The sequence below is a fragment of the Pedobacter sp. MR2016-24 genome, assembly GCF_026239655.1.
In the GTDB taxonomy this organism is placed as follows: Bacteria; Bacteroidota; Bacteroidia; order Sphingobacteriales; family Sphingobacteriaceae; genus Pedobacter.
In genome coordinates this window covers 750622-768245 of record NZ_JAPIVO010000002.1, presented here as the reverse complement: position 1 = coordinate 768245, position 17624 = coordinate 750622, and the positions used below count along the sequence as shown (strand labels likewise).

The following is a 17624-nucleotide window of genomic DNA, read 5'->3' as shown; positions in this document are numbered from 1 at the left end:
TTGAAATCTTATTATTTCTTTGGCGCATAAGCACCGGTAGTGAGCCAGGTGATCCAGGCTTTTTTAAACGCAGCATGACTCACAGGCGGCAGCGTTCGACCTTCACCCATATTCCATCCTGCTAAAACCAGTCCGTCATCTGCATGCGCAATCAGTTTTTTCAGGTCTTTATGCCCGTTTTGTTCAGGATCTATCAGCTGTTTAGCCAATTGACGAGGAGTTTTACCTTCAAACACCATCTTCATATCTGCTGGTGGCAAATGCCAGTTTGGATTTCCTGGAGGGGTATGCAAACCGGGTGAGTTTTCCGGCTGATGGCAATTTGCGCATTTCATTGCAAGAATTCCTTTACCATCTTTACCCCTCTTCGGAAACATGGTGTGTAAATGACTATCATCTCCCTGCAGCGGAATGTCTCCAGATGGGTGACAGTTCATACAGCGTGGACTCATCAGTACTTTATAAACCGCCGTAAAAGCTTTCACAGAGGCAATACTATCTTTTTTAACCACAATAGGTGTGGTGAGCCCAGCTGCAGAACGCTGTTCACGATGCATAGCAAAAGCCATTAATCCGATCATACAGAGTATAATCCCCATTACCACAAATGATTTCATACGCTGCCTCCTTCCTTTTTTTGCAGTTCGGCGGCCAGGTGAATCGCTTTACGGATGCGCAGATAGGTACCGCACCTGCAAAGGTTACCGGCCATGGCATCATCAATATCCTGATCAGTAGGATCGGCTTTCTCCCTTAAAAGGACTGCAGCGGACATAATCTGTCCGGAATGACAATATCCGCACTGAGGTACATTCTCTTCATTCCATGCCACTTGCAGAGGGTGATTATTTTGAGCGGATAATCCTTCGATGGTAGTTACCTGCTGCCCTTCAGCACGGCTTACTTTGGTTACACATGAGCGCACCGCTTCCCCATTTAAGTGGACTACACATGCACCACATTGTGCTACACCGCAGCCATATTTTGTACCGGTCAAACCGATGAGATCTCTAATTACCCACAATAGTGGCATATTAGGATCAGCATCCACCTGGTAAACTTTATGGTTTACATTAAGATTGATCATAGATTTTGTTGTTGTTATTACTAAAATACAGAATTGGCTGCTGAATTCAGATTCCGAACTCCCATATCAGTAATAATGGTAGGAAATAGAGTAAAATATATACTTGTATAAGATCTCCCTGCCCATTGATAGTATTTCCTACAATAAATTAAAATCATGTTTCTTACAAATTGATAAAATATTTATCAATTTGTACTGTTATAAGCAGCAGATATGGTACAATACCTCACAGAAGAAAATGGAAATGGATTTACCTGGATAGACATTGTTAGTCCGGCTAAAGAAGAACTGGAAAAAATTGCCCGTGAATATGATTTACATGATGCACTGGTGAGGGATTGTCTGCAACCCGACCACCTGCCCAAATTTGAAAAAAGGGAGCATTACAATTTTATCATCTTCCGCGTACATACCGGCAAAGATACTTTAGAAGCAGACTCTGTGCAGGAACTGACCAATAAGATTGCCATATTTTACAATGAGAAATTTATCATCACCATCCACCGTACAGCGCATCCATTCACCGCTACGGTTAAATCCTTAATTGATTCCAGGAAATATCAGCATACAGAGCAGGTCCTGAATGAGGTGCTGTTAAAGTGCCTTTTAACCTACGATACTGCATCCGTACAGCTTACTAAATCGGCCGACTTTTATGAAGAGACTATCTTTCTGAGAAGTAAAAAAGCGTCGCTTTTAAAGGGTCTCTACCATTTGAAGCGCAAAGTAGATCTACTCCACAGAATGCTGGTACTCTCCTCTGAGATTGTAGACAATGTCGATAATGCCGAAGGGAATGAAGATACCCGGAACACCAGGGATTTATATGTGAAACTACAGAACGTTTATGCCAGCGCTTCGGAAAACGTGCATCAGCTCCTGCAGATTTATTTCTCTACCTCTTCACAGAAGACAAATGATACGATGCGCATCCTCACTATCTTTTCCGTTTTTTTTATGCCGCTCACTTTTATTGCCGGAATTTATGGAATGAACTTTAAATATATGCCAGAATTAGGCTGGAAACTGGGCTATCCGGGAGTAATGCTCCTGATGGCTATCGTAACCGTACTGATTTTCTTTTGGTTTAAAAGAAAAAACTGGCTGTAAGTCTCACAATTTCTTCTGCCATTTAGGAAAGCTTTCTTTCAAAACACACTGTAATGATACTGGCATAGGCCATTTACAGCAAGATTTTATGAAGCAGGTTAAAAAGACCATACTAAACCATAAAATGATGGACGGGGTGAAGATGGAATACAAGGGCCACTCACTCACATGGATAGCAGCGCACTCTCATATGCTCATTTCTCTTATGGAACAAAACTGGAAATATGAAGAGCTCATACCCCGATTAACGGAGGAATGGGAAGAAGAAAGTTATGACGATCTCCAGCTATTGAAAAACGTAGCCCCACCTGAAGTTGTCAGGTTCATGCATATGGTCGTATCTGCGTATATCATAGAAAAGATCCTGGATTTCAGAAGGTCAATGGTTGGGGAGTAAGTCTCATATCATCAAATTGTCATATAGCTTTTTTTCAAAACCACAGTTGATTCCCTGCCGTTAATAAGCATCCTTATAGCAAAATGGCCATTTGCAATTTGGGCATATCAAAAATTCACAAGCTATAGACGACAATGATGAGTATTTACCCGGATAATATACATGAACTCAGTAACGACATACAAAGAGACGATACTTATTACCGTTCGATCATAGAAAACAATTCCTTCTATGCTATTAAAACGGATCTGGAAGGAAATTACAGCTATATGAATCCCTTCTTCTGTAAGATGTTTGAACTTAATCCGGACCAATGGATTGGCAGGCCGTCAATTGACCTCATCATCCCGGAAGATCACCAGTTATGCATTGATACTGTAGGGAAATGTTTCGCTGAGCCGGGCACATCACATTGGGTCATATTGAGAAAACCACATCGTAAAGGAATGGTCTCTACCCAATGGGAGTTTAAATTAATCTTAGACGCAGCAGGTAATCCACTGGAAGTGCTTTGCATTGGCCATGATATCACTTCCCTTATTTTGAGGCAGCAGGAATTACAGGCACTGGTTGATGTAACTGCCGAACAAAACAAAAAGCTGGTGAACTTTACCTATATCATTTCACACAATATCCGCTCACATGTAGCCAATATCATAGGCATTATGGACTTAAATGAGTTAAGCGATGACGAAGACAAAATTAACAATTGGGAAATGATCAAAAAGAGCATTCATAGTTTGGATGCGACCATTTTTAACCTGAATGACATCATTAATATACAAACAAACACCAATTTACCTGTTAAAAAGATAGTGGTAAAAGAGGAGGTCATGAGAATTATTGATAGTATCAAAGTATTGTTTACCAATGCAAATACTCAAATCAATTATTATTTTGATGATAAAGCCTATCTGGAAACCAATGCGGCTTACCTGGAAAGCATCATCCTGAACTTGTTAACCAATGCACTCAAGTATAAATCACCTGACAGACAATTAGAGATTGATTTATCTTTCTATCAAAGTGGAAAATATAAGGTTTTGATTTTTAAAGACAATGGAATGGGTATCGATCTGGATGCTCAGGGAGATAAAATCTTTGGCATGTATAAAACCTTTCATGGAAATGCCGATGCTAAAGGTATGGGACTGTTTATTGTAAAATCCCAAATCGAAGCACTTGGCGGTAAGATAGAAGTGGAGAGCAGACTCAATGAAAGCACTACTTTTAAAGTATATTTTGTTGTTGACAAAAATCCTGACTGATCATTTTTGGTAAACTAAAATAGAATGTTGAGCCTTCTCCAGGCTCACTCTCTGCCCATATTCTGCCCCCATGCCGGGAGATAATTTCAGCTGAAAGATACAAGCCGATACCAAAACCGGATGCCATATTGATCTGCATTCCCGCCACGCGGTAGTAACGGTCAAAAAGCTTGGGCAGGTCCTGCGGGTTTACTCCAATCCCTTCATCGCGAACTGAAAATATGATTTCACTTTCATTGTTTTCGCACTTTACGGCAATAACAGCACCTGATGGTGAATATTTTATGGCATTGGAAAGCAGATTATTGATCACATGCCCGATCTTGTTACGGTCAGCCTCTACCAAAACCTGCTGCACTTCAGGAAAAAGAATCTTGTGGGAAGATATGGTGGCATCAAACTCCTCTGCCACCTCGGCCAAAAGTGCTGCCATATCAAAACGCTGCACATCCAGGTGTATCTTGCCCGCCTCCAGTCTGGAGATATTCAGAAAGCCATCTATCATTACAGACATTTTTTTCACCTGCCGTTCCATTTTTTCTAATAACCGGGGCGCTAAACCGTCATTATTTTTAAATAGCTTAGCTAGCACCTGCGTATATCCTGTAATTGACGTAAGCGGTGTTTTGAGTTCATGGGAAACCATAGCAATAAAATCATTCTTACGCTGCTCATCTTCCTTCTGTACTGTCACGTCCATCACCACCGCATAGATATGCGAAAAACTTCCTTCCCCATCAGGACGAACCTTTCCTGCCACCCGCATCCAGCGCCTTTCTCCAGTCTCCAGGTGCCGAATGGCATAGGTACTGTCTACCGGTGTGCCTTTTTCGGCTGCATTGATCATTGCCATGTTCACTTCTTCCAGGAACTCCGGTTCCACCGCCGCTGTCACCATTTCCCAGGTGATCTCTCCGGAAAGCGGCAGACCATACAGGGAGCGGTATCTCTGCGACAGCTTTGCCTGCCCGGTTTTTAAGTTCAAACTGCAGCTACCCAGGTCCGCCGCATCAAAAGCTGCCTGTAAATTTTCCTCACTATTTTTCAATTCAACAGTGCGCTGCCCCACTTGCTTTTCCAGGCTGATGTTAAGTGATAAAAGTTCCTTTTCCGCAAGATCCAGCTTTGACGTCAGCGAACTTACCTCCAAGGCAGACTCTACCTGTGCATTCCTGCTCTGGGCCAGCTGCCTTCCCATGAGTACCTGATCCGTTACATTTGTAGCAAGTTGCACGATATAACTGATCTCTCCGTTATCATCCAGAACAGGCGTATGACTGGGATCCCAGTATCGCGTAATGAATTTCCCTGGATGAGCAATATCCGGCACGTCATAGCGCTGAAAATTCATTACATGGCGCTTTTTAGTCCGCAGCACTTCCTGCAAAGATGCATTGATGTTCTTCATTCCATCTGCCTCCGGCAGATCTGGATTATCAGGAAAGGCATCAAAAATATGCCTGCCACGGAGGGCTTCACGCTCGGTCTTCGTCGCCTCCAGATAGAGGTTGCTTGCGGTAAGTATATAGAGATCCGGGGAGAGCACTAAAAAAGCGCCCGGCGCCGTTTCCAATGCCTTTAGCGTAGCTGACGAGGGTGGGTTATATGACTTCATTTCAATACGAATAGACGAATATATGGATAAAGGCAAGAAAGCTGCCTGTTCATTCCATTATTCCTCTGTAATTAAGGCTAATCATTTCGTTCATGATTAGTACCCTAATATCTAATCCATGATCTGTTTAGTCTTAAGTTATTACGTCAAATTCACACGGCTGATGCACATCTTTGAATAGTGGTTTCTTTAATTACCAGCATATCAAGCTACTGAGTTACATTCCGTTTTACTGAACATTGCTGAATTTCGTAGAGAAATTAAGAGATATTCATAAATAAGCCGGTTATTATACCGGCCTATTACTTCTTATTTAAATATTTCATTCAGCTTCTGAAGCAGATCTTCACCCCGGAGATTCTTGGCAATGATTTTTCCCATCGGGTCGATTAAAAGACTTTGCGGGATTGCCACTACGCCATAGGCTTTTGCTACTGCATTCTGACGTCCCTTGAGATCACACAGTTCTATCCATTGAAAACCGTTTGACCTGATTGCCTCCAGCCAGTTTGACTTTTTATCATCTAATGATATTCCAATGATCTCAAAATTTTTATCCCTGAACATGGCATAGGCTTCTTTAAGATATGGATATTCCGCCCGGCAGGGACCGCACCAGCTTGCCCAAAAGTCAATCAGTACATACTTACCCCTGTTCACCGCTGCAAGTGAAACTATTTTCCCCTTATCGTCCATCTGGCTAAAATCAACAGCAGGTTGTCCAATGGCAAACTTTTTTGCCATAGCGAGTCGCTGAGCCACCAGTTTTCCATCCGCAGAAGATTTGTAGGCCGGACTTACAGCATTGTACATTACTTCAAAATCATCAGGATTTTCAATAGCTATAGCGTTATCAGTCAGAAAATTGTATGATACCTGAGAACCCGGGTGACTAACTACAAAGGCTTTTATAGCTTGATTGATTTTTGAATACCGTTCCGATACCATTTCTTCGTTAGAAGCGCCAATGGAATCTGCAGATAACGTTGCCTGCTTTGCTTTCCAGATGTTGTATACGGCCTGGCCTGCAGAATCTATCAAGCGTTTATATAAAACGTAATCAGCTTGTACCTGACCGCCAGTTATCTTAGCAGAAGTAACTGTAGCTCCCTCAACCCTGATCTCGGTCGGTTCCAGCATCATGTCAGTCCCGTCAATCTCAGGCATGACATCACCAACTTTAAGTTGTTTTTTGACTTGATCAGAAGACATCAACCATAGGTTCGCCCTGACAGGGCGACTTACCATTCCTTTAAAAGAGAATTTTCCCTCTGAGATCTGAACGGAGTCACGCAGGAATTTGCTGCCATCGGTATAGGCGAGAAAGGCATAAGTGGGAACGGTTAGGCCTGTAATATAACCATACAGGTTAAACTTGTGCTGAGCCTGTAAACCAGTGCTGACTAATACGCAGATTGTTAATAGAAAAGATTTGAGTTTCATATCTATTTGGTTGAAAATATCATTATTTATTTGGTTACAATCATTAATTATAGCCGGGGTTCTGTGTAAGGCTACGGTTCAATATACGTTGTCCGTTAGGCACAGGATACAGCGCTGCCGATGGCTTCCAGGAAGGTTTTACAGCTCCAAGTACGGCATTGATACGTCCCGTACGTTTAAGATCGAGCCATCGGTGTCCCCATTCACTGTTGAGTTCAATCCTGCGTTCCTGTTCAATGGCAAGTAAAAGCCCCTCTTTATCCACAGCCGGCGTATTGCCCAGCCCGGCACGGCCACGTAAAACAAATATATCTTCCCGGGCACCTGTAGTATTACCAAGCTGTGCACGGGCCTCCGCCCTGATAAGGTATAGCTCGGCCAGTCTGAGTATGGTATAATACTCTGTATTTGAGCCGCTTTGCAAGCTCCTATATTTATAAGGATAACTATAAACAAGCTCGCTGTAAATAGTGCTTCCTACCCAGTTGGCTTTTCTGGCATCATTTGTCTCAAATGCCCCAAGCAGCGCAGGAGTTAAAAAGTAAGTTGGAATCTGCGTCACGGGGTTTGGCAACACCTCTGTGGCGTACCAGGTATAACCGCTGTTATCATTATACAATTGCCATATTGCCTCTTTGCTGGTCGCACTAAAAACGGAATTCAGGTTGGCGTTCAATTCAAACAGACTTTCATTATTGATGATGCTACTGGCCTGAGTTTCGGCTGCTGTCCAGTTCTTATTGTACAAATATACCCTTGCCAGCATGGCTGTAGCTACCCATCTGTTTGCTCGGGTCCTGCTGCCATCAGAAATTGAATAATCCGATGGCAGGTTAGCCTGTGCAAATTTCAGGTCTTCGATGATTTGACTGTAGACTTCAGCTGCAGCTGTTCTTGCCATATTCGCATTCTTAGAAACATCCGTACTCAACACCAGAGGCACATCTCCATATACATTTACCAGGTAGAAGTAACAAAAAGCCCTGATGAACCTCGCCTCAGCCGAAGCCTGGTGCTTAAACCTCAGGGAGATGCCGTCTGCGGAGGACACGCCTTCCAATATTGCATTTGCTACATAAATAGTTTTATAAGAGTCTTCCCAGATACCTGCTGCATTTCCGTCTGTAGATAAAATGGCGTTATTCGTAAATGCGTCAAAATTATTACCATTGTACTGGAGCTCATCGGCACTCAATGCCAGCAATGTGGAGATACTGTTCCGGTAAGCTCCGGTCTGAGGGGCAAAGGATTCGTACAGGCCTGCCAAGGTCGACTGCACGGTGGCTGAATCCTTAAAAACTGTAGTCGTAAGCAGTTCAGTCTTTGAAGGTCCCACGTCAATTAATTTTTTACAGGAACCCAATAGCAGTACTAATCCAACTGCGGCGAATATTTTAAATGTATGATCTAATTTCATGGATACAAGGGTTATAAAGTGAATTTGATACCAGTTACCAGCATGCGTAGCGGTGGGAGACTAGTGGTTAATGTTTCAGGATCCAATCCTTTATATTTACTGAAGGTCAGGAGATTCTGCCCATGGCAATATAGCTGGAGTGCCGAAATTTTGAACTGTTTTGCTATGGCCAACGGGAAGGTGTACGACAGGGAAACATTTTTTAGTCGCACAAATGATGCACTTTCTATAACAGCGTCTGAAGCTGTGTAATAATAAAAGGCATTAGTCGCCGGCGTACCATACCTTGAAGAATACTTCAGCGGAACATCCAGAAAGCTTTCCGGAATATTGTAACCCGTTCCAGGATATGCTGTAAAATTCAGATCACCCCTTCTTGCCTTTCTGTTCACAAACTGAAAAAGGAAATCCAGTTGAAATCCTCTGTAATTAAATGTATTGTTCAGACCGCCAAAAAATTTTGGATCGGAAGTGCCGGCCACAATAAAGTCGCCGCTCCCATTCGCAGCCAATCCTGAAGTGATCATACCGTCGCCATTCATATCCTGTGCTGTGGCAATACCGTCAACTATGCCGGTCGAGTGCAGCGCGGTAATCAGGTTAAGGGAATGACCAACAACATAAGTATTCGCATAAACAGAGTTATCCAGATCCGGGAAGGCAAGCAGTTTATTACGGGGGCTAGAGATGTTAAACGAAGTCCGCCACGTAAGACTTTGAGTTTTAACATTCAAGGTAGAGAGTTCAAATTCCAAACCTTTATTCTGTACAGTAGCAGGAAGATTGGCACTATAATCATTAAATCCGGCCTGTATTGGCAGAGGCATGTTGCCGAGCAAATTATTTGAACGATTTCGGTAGTAATTTGCAGAAAGGAAAATGCGGTCGTTTAAAAAACCAAGTTCCAAAGCAAAATCCAATTTCTTCGTCACTTCCCACTGCAGATAAGGGTTATTGATGCGTGAAGGCGAAATGCTGGATGTAGGACCATAGCCGATACCGGGATTGTAAGTACTTAATGTAGCGTAATCCTGGATAGATTTATCACTGCCTATGGTGCCATAGCTGGCACGCAACTTTCCAAAACTTAACCAGGGCATAGTTGAGATACTAAAGTCCTCTTTAGAAAAAATCCATGCTGCTGCCCCACTACCAAAAGTTCCGAAAGGCCTTTCAGCCCCAAACCTCGAGGAGCCATCACGCCGTAAATTACCACTGAGAAGGTATTTGCCGTCGTAATCGTATTCAAGTCTCCCAAATCCGGAATCATATTTATAATTATTATATCCCGAAGAGCTATAGATTACGGTCAGTGCGTTCAGGCTGGTTGCCAGCTGAGGATTAGAGAAAGTGCCCATTACAAAGTAAGGCTGCGTACTTTCCATCTGCTGCCAGCTGCCACCAACCAGGGCGGTCAGTTTTCCTTTTCCCCACGCATGGCTGTAGTTTAGTTGTGGTTCGGCTATGTAGGTCTTAATAAAATTATTGCCGAGCGTTGATGTAGGAGAATAATTCAGGAGCGGGTTGCTTGCACTTGCCGGCGTTATGGTAGTGCTGAAAACATTATTGTAATTGTAACCCAGATCAGCCTTAGCAGTCAGCCCCTTCACTATTTTATAGCTCATATTCACACTACTTACCAGATTGGTTGATTTCAGGCTGCTGATAGAATTGAACGGCGCAAGAGGATTGTTGTAGCCCGGTCCAAAATACAAGTTGCCATCGGCTTCGTATAATGGGTAATTGGGCGGTAACGAATAATTCGTTATTGCGATATTGTAATTTGGCACACTGTTATTGTCTGTATTGTAACTTGCCGATAGGGAAATGCTGAACTTTTCGTTTGTGCTCCTATGCTGCATACTCGTATGGAATTGCACTGCCTCATCTCTGGTAGATGTTTTCATCACGGTAGATTCCCGCCGGTAGTTCCCGCCAAAAATAAACTGGTTATAAACGTCTCCGCCAGATATATTAAACGCGGCCTTAGTTTGATGAGCGGTATGTCCTATCAACAAATCAGGGATATTGGTATATGCTGACTGATCCCAGAACAGCAGATCCGGTGCGTTGATAACCGTTGGGACAATACCCTCATTTGCAAAAGCCTGCGTCCTGATCCTCAGATAATCCGCAGTACCCAGCATCTTTACCCTGTTGGTTACTTCACCAAATCCTGAGTTCACGTCGACAGAAAGCTGGGTATTACCTGCCCTCCCCTTTTTTGTGGTAATCAGAATTACGCCATTTGCGCCACGGGAACCATATATGGCTGTAGCATCAGCATCCTTGAGTACGTTAATACTTTCAATCTCGTCCGGGCTTATATTGTTAAGCGGACTAAAACCCAGCAAACCAGCACCGCCTGCAGTCTGCTCCACTGGCCTGTCGCCAAAGGGGATGCCGTCAATAACATATAATGGAGTGCTGGACTGAAAACCTAAACTCGTTTGTCCGCGGATAGAAGCGGAATAAGTTGCGCCTGCATAGCCTGCACTCTGTGTAATAAACAAGCCTGGCACGCGTCCGCCTAATGCGAGGATTGGATTGGAAACAGGCTGCTGTCTAATCTCGTTGCCAGAAACCGGACTTACGGCCCCGGTATTCAGACGTCTGGTGGTAGTGCCATAGGCCACCACTACTACTTCATCCAGTTTGGCATTACTAATTTCCAGCATGACACTTCCCAGATCCTTATTTACATTAATCTCCCTGGTCAGATAGCCTACAGAACTGATAATTAATATCGATTTTTCATCAAGGCCATTGATACTGAAATATCCTGATGCATTCGAAAGAGTTGACCTGTTTGCTCCTTTGACCAATATGGTTGCTCCGGAAACAGGGGATCCATTCTGATCTACAATACGGCCGGTAACATCAATAGCTGCTAATGCATTTACTACGCGATCCAAGAAAGACACTTTTCGCTCTTTCACTGTAATAGTTTTCTCATTGACGATAAATGTCAAAGGTTGCCCAGCAAAAATCTGGTCGAGTACCTCATTAAAATCTGCATTGGTTACTTTAATGGTTACAGGGCGGGCATTTCTGATTTGTCCTTCATTATATAGAAAAACGTATCCGCTCTGAATTCTGATGTCTTTCAGCACAGCTTTTAATGAGGCATTTGATTTAGAAAGGCTGATTTTCTGTGCAACGCTGGCTCCGCTAACCTGCATTAGACATATCATCAGTAATACGGTGGTGAGTCGCATAATAAGCAATATTTTTTGGTACGGCCATACTTGCGCACAGCGGTTCCTGGTATAATTTATATACATTTGTTAGGTTTGGTTTTAGCATGTACCTCCAGCCTCGAAAACTTTGGTACATGCAGTTAAAGTTGATTGTTAATTGATTTTGCCAGACTGCAACCGGAAGTGTGAACAGCACTTCCGGTTCGTTTATTTCTCAGCCATCTAAGAGTCGTTTTTGTAGATTTTCATCATAATTGTGTGGTTAATTATTAATTGATTATTTGAATACATAAATTTTTCGGTCTTCAATTCTGAAGTGTACTTTCCCGGTAGCCTCAAGGGATTTCAATAGTTTAGCAACACTATTAAATCTGGAAACGCCACCGCCAAACCGCTCATGAGCGATGTTGTCACTATATATGACCTCTACATTATACCAGCGTTCCACTTGTCGCATAATGCTCCCTAATTCCTCATTCTCAAATAAGAACAGATTATTTTTCCAGGCAACGGCCAGTTCCGTATCTACCAGTTGAACATTGATATTTTTTCCGTCATTAGTCGCTTCAGATCCGGGAATTAAGGTTTGACTATTGTTTACAGTACTGATCAATATACTACCTTCAAGCAAGGTAGTTTTTGAGCTTGATTCGTCGCTATAAGCGTTAATATTGAAATGTGTACCCAATACTTTTATTTCCTGACCTTTGCTTTCTACAATAAATGGATGCGTTTTATCCTTTGCAATTTCAAAATATCCCTCACCGGAAAGACTGACCTTTCGATTCTTTTGGTTCACAAATGATACAGGATACTTTAGTGAAGATGCTGCGTTTAGACAAACCGTACTGCCATCAGGTAACCGCACCTGCGTCTGCTCACCACGTGATGTTTCCAGCTTATTCATGACACCCGCAGCAGCGTTACTATTCTCAGTGATCGTGTAAACGATTTCTCCCTTTGCGTTCCTGGAGATGCTGACACCAGATTCATTAGCCAGATTACCGGCTGCAGCATCAGTAAGATAGATTTTTTTCCCGTTAGCAAGCGTAAGTGTAGCAGCATGTTTACCCGGGGCAACGTCGTTGGCATAGCGGAATTCAGCAGCTTTCAGCCTGATACGTGAAGTGGTAAAAAACCATATTCCAATCACCATCGACGCTATTGAGGCGACAGCAATACATTTAATATATAGCGGAAAAACCTTGGGCTTTGGAGATATATTGCGGTGGACACGTGAAAGAACTCTTTCTTTAATCTCCCCGAGGTTCTGAATTGCTGGGTCTGCCCCTTTAAAAGAGTCGCACCAAACATTGAATTGAGCAATTTCGGCATCAGTTGCAGTGGAATTAGAAATGCGCTCCATGATAAGGAGCAATTCATTGTTAGCTGTCATTGGCTGAGTTGGCCAGGTTCTTAATTGCCCGTCATTAATAAGAGAACTCAACTATGGTCAGCACCCAAGCCCAATGATTTTTTTTTAAATCAGCATTAACCAAAAAGACATACGCCCCAAATGTACCTTCAATTTCTTTAAAGAAATATTCATCTGGTTCTCTACCGTCTTTTCTGAGATTCCCAAACGCAGGGCGATTTCTTTATTGGTTAAATATTCTTTGCGCGAGAGTTCGAAAATCTCCCGGGCCCTGTCAGGTAAACTTGATGTAAAGGATCTAATGATCTCTATCAGCTCCTTTAGCTCGAGACTATCCTCTTCAATGGCTTCATTCAAAGCCGGAGCATTTGCTAAAATTTCACTCCTGCGCTGACTAACCCTGATTACCCCGGCAAGGTTAAATTTTACAGCCGCAAAAAGATAAGCTTTTAAAGAAGTGATCTTCAGGTTTTTCCTATGGTCCCATAACCAGGTAAAGACATTTTGTAAAATATCATCACATTCAGCTTCATCTTTTAAAATACTAAATGCAAACTTATACATAGGTCCCGAATACCGATGGTAGATCTCATTAAACGCAGGTAGGCTTTCCTGCTTTAATAATTCAATCAATTCATAGTCGCTTTGTATATTGGGGGAAGGCATTATAATAATTACTGATGGTAGTGTGATCCTTATCACAAATATATAGATTATTGCAGCTCATTCACCTGCAAGCAAAGATAAATCTCAGTAAGCTTCTCATTTTGAGAAAACCGAATCAATATATTTCATTTTCCAGCTTTTGATTTTGACATTCCGGACGCGATGACAACGAGATCAAAGATATTTTGAAATACATTTGCATTATGTTGTCGCGTATACTATATTTGTGACAACATAAAGACAACGCGATGAGAAAATTAGAATTTGCCTCTCTTCAGGTAAGAGACTTGGAAGTTTCAAAAGAATTTTACACTAACAAATTAGGCTTTGAGCTAACCGGGGCTGCGAATCCCGCAGCCTGCATTTTCAAATACAAAGACGGTGAAGCCAGCTTTGCAATCAGAAAGCCCATTGGTGATTTAGAGGGTAAGGAACTAGGAGTAGGTACATCGCTGTGGTTTGCTATTGATGGAAAGATAGAAGAGCTGCAGGCCGATTTATTACAGAAAAACGTACAGCTATCAGGCCCCGTGCAAAACACCCCATTTGGAAAAATCATCATTGCAAAAGATCCTGATGGATACAATATCACTTTTTTACAGACTGAAAACCTATCATAAAATGATAAAAAAGGATATTGACTTTCACTTCAAAAGTCCGGACGACAGTCCGGGTTATCTTCTCGGACAATTGACCACATTATGGCAACGAAAGTTAAAACGTGTATTGGATCCACTAGACCTTACCCAGACACAATTTGTACTGTTGGCTGCCCTCGCCTGGCTTTCAAAAGAAAATGATGCGGTAACCCAGATTGATATTGCCAATCAGGGCAATGCCGATCGAATGATGGTATCAAAGGTACTGCGTACTTTAGAGGAAAAAAGGTTTTTGACCCGCAAAGAGCACAAGACAGATACCAGGGCAAAAACTATTAGCCTGACCTCATCAGGAAGTGCGGTTCTTCAAAAGGCGCTTACTGCTATCGAGACCGCGGATCTGGAATTTTTCTCCAACCCCGATCTGGATGTTTCAGCCTTAAACGCTACCATGTTAAAACTGATCAATAAAAATAAGGAAGACTAAACACATTTATATCAGGATATCAATATATGTTGACATCCTGATATAGTGATACAATCGAACAGGGATGCCTGACTATTTGGCCAAACAATTTGTTTTTACCTTAGCCTTCGCTAAAAGTGGTTCAGCAGAATTCCGGGTAATTTCCTGACAATTGATCTTGTTTACATAGCCGGCTTCTGTGCTCACTACATTCACATAATTGGTTTTGCCCTCAATTACTGTAATTTTTAATGGAGCTGTTTTTTTTGCAGTTGGTAATCCTCCGGTAGTGATACTAACGGTATGGTCACCCACGCTGAGGTCATGCACAGAATAGGATTTGTTTTTTTGCTTGCACACTAACTTACCGTCAATATAAAAGTGATAATTCACAGCCAGCCCGGCGTAACCTGTCACCCTGATTAAATATACCTTACCAGTATTTGTTTGTGAATAAGCGCTGAATGAACCTGTCAGTAAAAATCCCAATAGCGCGAGTAGTTTGAATGCTTTCATCATGTTGTTTTTGTTAGGTGATTGAAAATAATAATTAATAGAGTAAAATCGAAATAAAATTATTTTTCAAATCAACTATCACAACAAATCTGTCACAAACTTGTTGTTTTTTACTATATAACTATATTTGATATTAAACGGCTCAGACGATGAAAAAAAAACTATTATTTTTTATTGGGGTAATATTTATGGTAAACGCTTACGCTCAACCCAAAACCACGGCTAATCAAGACATAGTATTGAAATCCAATGGCGAAGAAATGAAAGGAAAAGTCACTCAGGTAAGTGATGCTGAGATTCATTTCATCTATAGCGGAGAAACGGCGGAATATATCCTTAAAAAGTCTGACGTATTAAAAATTACACATTCCAGTGGGCGTGTAGAAACATTTAATCAGTCAGCCCAAGCCGCCGAAACACGCAAAAACGACCCGGTATCCATGACGGCGACGCCGGCAGATCATCACAATAAAATTGCCATACTACCTTTTGCTTTTCTGCTGGACAGGCAGGCGGGTGCACAGGAAGTGGGGATTAAAGCACAGGAAGATACCTATTCCTTTCTGTCTAAACATGCGGCAGGGTATACCCTGCTGGATATCCGCACAACAAATGCGGCACTGATTAAAGCTGGGGTAACGCGCGACAAAATGATAGGATTTACAATGAAGGAGATATGTGACATATTGGGTGTAGAATATATTATTGATGGTACGGTAACACAAAACAAAGGATACGTGACCAGCAGCACCTATGGCAATACAAATACTGATATCAAACGTAAGAGTGACGATAAAGTAAAAGTAAATACCTCCGATTACAGTAACAGCAATTCAGTTCAGCGTTACGATGTCAGTGTTTCTTTAGGCATTTACATGGACAACAATGCCAGCATTTACAACCAAACCCATAAAGCCTTTTTTACTAGCACTGATGGTTCTTACAGTGGTCCGTTGGAATACCTGTTAAAAAGGTGTCCTTTGTACAGGAAGTAATCCCGCTAAAACAGAGGAGTTGGTAACCCATCCAGCTCAAAACTACATTTATACACATTACAGAAGAATTATTGCTTAAATAAAAACAATATTTATTTATATTTATGCTTAAGCCAATTTTCCCAAAACAAGTGGCTACATTGATATGGCTAAGAAAAAGAAGACCAATGCAAACCTCCAGGCAAAAAAAGCCGGGGAAAAGCAATTAAGGACAAGGTTTTTGGAGCGCATCCGATTTATAGCGAAAGCACTGATAGGTGACGAGAAATTTGGTCTCATCCCATCTTATTTTTTAGAAGCGGTTACAGTACTACGCGTTCCTGCATTAAAAGTAAAAGCAAAACCTGGCTCAGATATTTTGAAATCAACGGTAGTACAATACAATAAGTTATTTACTGCATTTATCAATGAACACACTATCGAGACAGATTTTAAGGTTGAAATACCGCTGGCCTGGTATCTTTCCGAAGGCATTGTATTGCTCAACTATATTTCCGTCATGTCAGATAACCAGTTCCGGGATGCAAATTTAGTGAAAGAAGCTTTTCAACAGTATCTTCCTGGTTCAGACCACCACACCTGGATAGGAGATATGCTGGAAACCACTATTTTTGATGCAAATGTTTTCCTGAGTGAGTTAGACAAGTATATTCTCCATGCAGATATGACAGATACGGCTTATATTGATCCGGAAACTGATGATAATGCCATCTTCATACAGCGCATCCGCTCCGAAAAAACAAAAGTTCTGATAGACGACCATCAGCGGACCGCAATGAAAATAGGTTGGGTCTTATCAGATGAACAGTGGAAACATTCGCATATCAAACCTGCTCAGATTGGATTTGAGGGTGTGGGTAGCGATGTATCTTTACCTGTTTATATACAACAGCACGCTATAAACAAATTACAGGAGCGAATAGATATTACTCCCGGAATTTTACATATCTGTTTGGGAGGATCTTTTGACCAGGAAGTGATTTCATATATAAAAAAAGACAACCACAGCCTGGTGCCTTACTATTTATCAGATCAGAAAGTTGGTTATTTATTATGCAGATGGTGTGAAAATAAAATACTGATTTCTACATTCCTGTTTTTAACCAATGACGGTACGCCGGAGGGAAAAAAACTGAAAGAACTCTTAATGCTGGAAAAAGCTGATAAAGCATATCTGGGCATAGATACCATGTCTCATTTTAACGCTTATCATCTTGAAAACGATGAAGGGCTCAGCGAATTGTTTACCGCAGCAGGCTGCGGCTCATTACTTAAGATGAGCCATCTGGAGCAGTTTTCTAAAAAATCTATTGCAGACAAAGATCCGGAGTCTATCCGTAAATATATTTCAGACTTTGGGATACAACAAAAAACCCATCCTATTTCTGCAACGCCCAATTGATGATACATTGTCATTAAATGTTTCCTTCTATGGAAATACATCCATCTGGTTTTATATTTGCCTCTTTA

Annotated in this window: 16 protein-coding genes; 7 read left to right on the top strand and 9 right to left on the bottom strand. The window is 41.8% G+C overall.

Going from position 1 to position 17624, the window contains the following annotated elements; translation table 11 throughout:
• Positions 1–11: 11 nt before the first annotated feature.
• Positions 12–617, bottom strand: coding sequence for a hypothetical protein (locus tag OQX62_RS07510; protein WP_265830828.1), 606 nt, complete (start codon positions 615–617; stop codon positions 12–14).
• Positions 614–1087 (bottom strand): (2Fe-2S)-binding protein, encoded by a 474-nt coding sequence (locus tag OQX62_RS07505; protein ID WP_265830827.1) that lies wholly within the window; start codon positions 1085–1087, stop codon positions 614–616. Before OQX62_RS07505 ends, OQX62_RS07510 begins: the two co-directional genes overlap by 4 nt.
• Positions 1088–1300: 213 nt before the next feature.
• On the opposite strand from OQX62_RS07505, the gene OQX62_RS07500 reads away from it, so the two are divergent.
• The 3 genes from OQX62_RS07500 to OQX62_RS07490 all read left to right on the top strand — a co-directional run bounded on the left by OQX62_RS07500 (position 1301) and on the right by OQX62_RS07490 (position 3862).
• A complete protein-coding gene (locus OQX62_RS07500; protein WP_265830826.1) occupies positions 1301–2197 on the top strand; it encodes a CorA family divalent cation transporter in 897 nt (298 codons plus the stop codon).
• Positions 2198–2402: 205 nt separating this feature from the next.
• The gene (locus OQX62_RS07495; protein ID WP_265830825.1) at positions 2403–2594 is read left to right on the top strand and encodes a hypothetical protein; all 192 of its coding nucleotides are present in this window, start codon (positions 2403–2405) and stop codon (positions 2592–2594) included.
• A gap of 134 nt (positions 2595–2728) precedes the next feature.
• Positions 2729–3862 (top strand): PAS domain-containing sensor histidine kinase, encoded by a 1134-nt coding sequence (locus tag OQX62_RS07490; RefSeq protein WP_265830824.1) that lies wholly within the window; start codon positions 2729–2731, stop codon positions 3860–3862.
• Here the strand turns inward: OQX62_RS07490 and OQX62_RS07485 are convergent.
• The 6 genes from OQX62_RS07485 to OQX62_RS07460 all read right to left on the bottom strand — a co-directional run bounded on the left by OQX62_RS07485 (position 3825) and on the right by OQX62_RS07460 (position 13578).
• On the bottom strand, positions 3825–5477 hold the full coding sequence (locus tag OQX62_RS07485) for an ATP-binding protein (RefSeq protein WP_265830823.1): 1653 nt from the start codon (positions 5475–5477) through the stop codon (positions 3825–3827). The two genes, OQX62_RS07490 and OQX62_RS07485, sit on opposite strands and share 38 nt — an antisense overlap.
• 309 nt (positions 5478–5786) lie before the next feature.
• Positions 5787–6920 carry a TlpA disulfide reductase family protein gene (locus OQX62_RS07480; protein WP_265830822.1) on the bottom strand — a complete coding sequence of 378 codons (1134 nt, stop codon included), beginning with the start codon at positions 6918–6920 and terminating at the stop codon, positions 5787–5789.
• Between the two features lie 43 nt (positions 6921–6963).
• Positions 6964–8337 carry a RagB/SusD family nutrient uptake outer membrane protein gene (locus tag OQX62_RS07475; RefSeq protein ID WP_265830821.1) on the bottom strand — a complete coding sequence of 458 codons (1374 nt, stop codon included), beginning with the start codon at positions 8335–8337 and terminating at the stop codon, positions 6964–6966.
• A gap of 11 nt (positions 8338–8348) precedes the next feature.
• The gene (locus OQX62_RS07470; RefSeq protein WP_265830820.1) at positions 8349–11555 is read right to left on the bottom strand and encodes a SusC/RagA family TonB-linked outer membrane protein; all 3207 of its coding nucleotides are present in this window, start codon (positions 11553–11555) and stop codon (positions 8349–8351) included.
• A gap of 259 nt (positions 11556–11814) precedes the next feature.
• A complete protein-coding gene (locus tag OQX62_RS07465; RefSeq protein ID WP_265830819.1) occupies positions 11815–12933 on the bottom strand; it encodes a FecR family protein in 1119 nt (372 codons plus the stop codon).
• Between the two features lie 84 nt (positions 12934–13017).
• Positions 13018–13578 (bottom strand): RNA polymerase sigma-70 factor, encoded by a 561-nt coding sequence (locus OQX62_RS07460; protein ID WP_265830818.1) that lies wholly within the window; start codon positions 13576–13578, stop codon positions 13018–13020.
• A 248-nt stretch (positions 13579–13826) separates the two neighbouring features.
• Here OQX62_RS07460 and OQX62_RS07455 point away from each other — a divergent pair, with 248 nt between their 5' ends.
• Together OQX62_RS07455 and OQX62_RS07450 are read left to right on the top strand one after the other, a co-directional pair.
• Entirely contained in the window at positions 13827–14198 is a 372-nt protein-coding gene (locus tag OQX62_RS07455; RefSeq protein ID WP_265830817.1) for a VOC family protein, read from the top strand.
• Position 14199: 1 nt separating this feature from the next.
• The gene (locus OQX62_RS07450) at positions 14200–14664 is read left to right on the top strand and encodes a MarR family winged helix-turn-helix transcriptional regulator (protein ID WP_265830816.1); all 465 of its coding nucleotides are present in this window, start codon (positions 14200–14202) and stop codon (positions 14662–14664) included.
• Between the two features lie 72 nt (positions 14665–14736).
• On the opposite strand, the gene OQX62_RS07445 is transcribed toward OQX62_RS07450, so the two are convergent.
• On the bottom strand, positions 14737–15162 hold the full coding sequence (locus OQX62_RS07445) for a hypothetical protein (RefSeq protein ID WP_265830815.1): 426 nt from the start codon (positions 15160–15162) through the stop codon (positions 14737–14739).
• 146 nt (positions 15163–15308) lie between these two features.
• On the opposite strand from OQX62_RS07445, the gene OQX62_RS07440 reads away from it, so the two are divergent.
• A complete protein-coding gene (locus OQX62_RS07440; protein ID WP_265830814.1) occupies positions 15309–16154 on the top strand; it encodes a hypothetical protein in 846 nt (281 codons plus the stop codon).
• A gap of 145 nt (positions 16155–16299) precedes the next feature.
• The gene (locus tag OQX62_RS07435) at positions 16300–17556 is read left to right on the top strand and encodes a hypothetical protein (protein ID WP_265830813.1); all 1257 of its coding nucleotides are present in this window, start codon (positions 16300–16302) and stop codon (positions 17554–17556) included.
• The last annotated feature ends 68 nt before the right edge of the window (positions 17557–17624 follow it).

What these genes read in the sequence shown, in the direction of transcription:
- OQX62_RS07455 (WP_265830817.1), top strand. Translation starts at nt 13,827, where the DNA reads ATGAGAAAATTAGAATTTGCCTCTCTTCAGGTAAGAGACTTGGAAGTT.
- OQX62_RS07470 (WP_265830820.1), bottom strand. Translation starts at nt 11,555, where the DNA reads ATGCGACTCACCACCGTATTACTGATGATATGTCTAATGCAGGTTAGC.
- OQX62_RS07440 (WP_265830814.1), top strand. Translation starts at nt 15,309, where the DNA reads ATGAAAAAAAAACTATTATTTTTTATTGGGGTAATATTTATGGTAAAC.
- OQX62_RS07435 (WP_265830813.1), top strand. Translation starts at nt 16,300, where the DNA reads ATGGCTAAGAAAAAGAAGACCAATGCAAACCTCCAGGCAAAAAAAGCC.
- OQX62_RS07445 (WP_265830815.1), bottom strand. Translation starts at nt 15,162, where the DNA reads ATGATGAAAGCATTCAAACTACTCGCGCTATTGGGATTTTTACTGACA.
- OQX62_RS07495 (WP_265830825.1), top strand. Translation starts at nt 2,403, where the DNA reads ATGGAACAAAACTGGAAATATGAAGAGCTCATACCCCGATTAACGGAG.
- OQX62_RS07460 (WP_265830818.1), bottom strand. Translation starts at nt 13,578, where the DNA reads ATGCCTTCCCCCAATATACAAAGCGACTATGAATTGATTGAATTATTA.
- OQX62_RS07505 (WP_265830827.1), bottom strand. Translation starts at nt 1,087, where the DNA reads ATGATCAATCTTAATGTAAACCATAAAGTTTACCAGGTGGATGCTGAT.
- OQX62_RS07485 (WP_265830823.1), bottom strand. Translation starts at nt 5,477, where the DNA reads ATGAAGTCATATAACCCACCCTCGTCAGCTACGCTAAAGGCATTGGAA.
- OQX62_RS07510 (WP_265830828.1), bottom strand. Translation starts at nt 617, where the DNA reads ATGAAATCATTTGTGGTAATGGGGATTATACTCTGTATGATCGGATTA.
- OQX62_RS07490 (WP_265830824.1), top strand. Translation starts at nt 2,729, where the DNA reads ATGATGAGTATTTACCCGGATAATATACATGAACTCAGTAACGACATA.
- OQX62_RS07465 (WP_265830819.1), bottom strand. Translation starts at nt 12,933, where the DNA reads ATGACAGCTAACAATGAATTGCTCCTTATCATGGAGCGCATTTCTAAT.
- OQX62_RS07450 (WP_265830816.1), top strand. Translation starts at nt 14,200, where the DNA reads ATGATAAAAAAGGATATTGACTTTCACTTCAAAAGTCCGGACGACAGT.
- OQX62_RS07480 (WP_265830822.1), bottom strand. Translation starts at nt 6,920, where the DNA reads ATGAAACTCAAATCTTTTCTATTAACAATCTGCGTATTAGTCAGCACT.
- OQX62_RS07475 (WP_265830821.1), bottom strand. Translation starts at nt 8,337, where the DNA reads ATGAAATTAGATCATACATTTAAAATATTCGCCGCAGTTGGATTAGTA.
- OQX62_RS07500 (WP_265830826.1), top strand. Translation starts at nt 1,301, where the DNA reads ATGGTACAATACCTCACAGAAGAAAATGGAAATGGATTTACCTGGATA.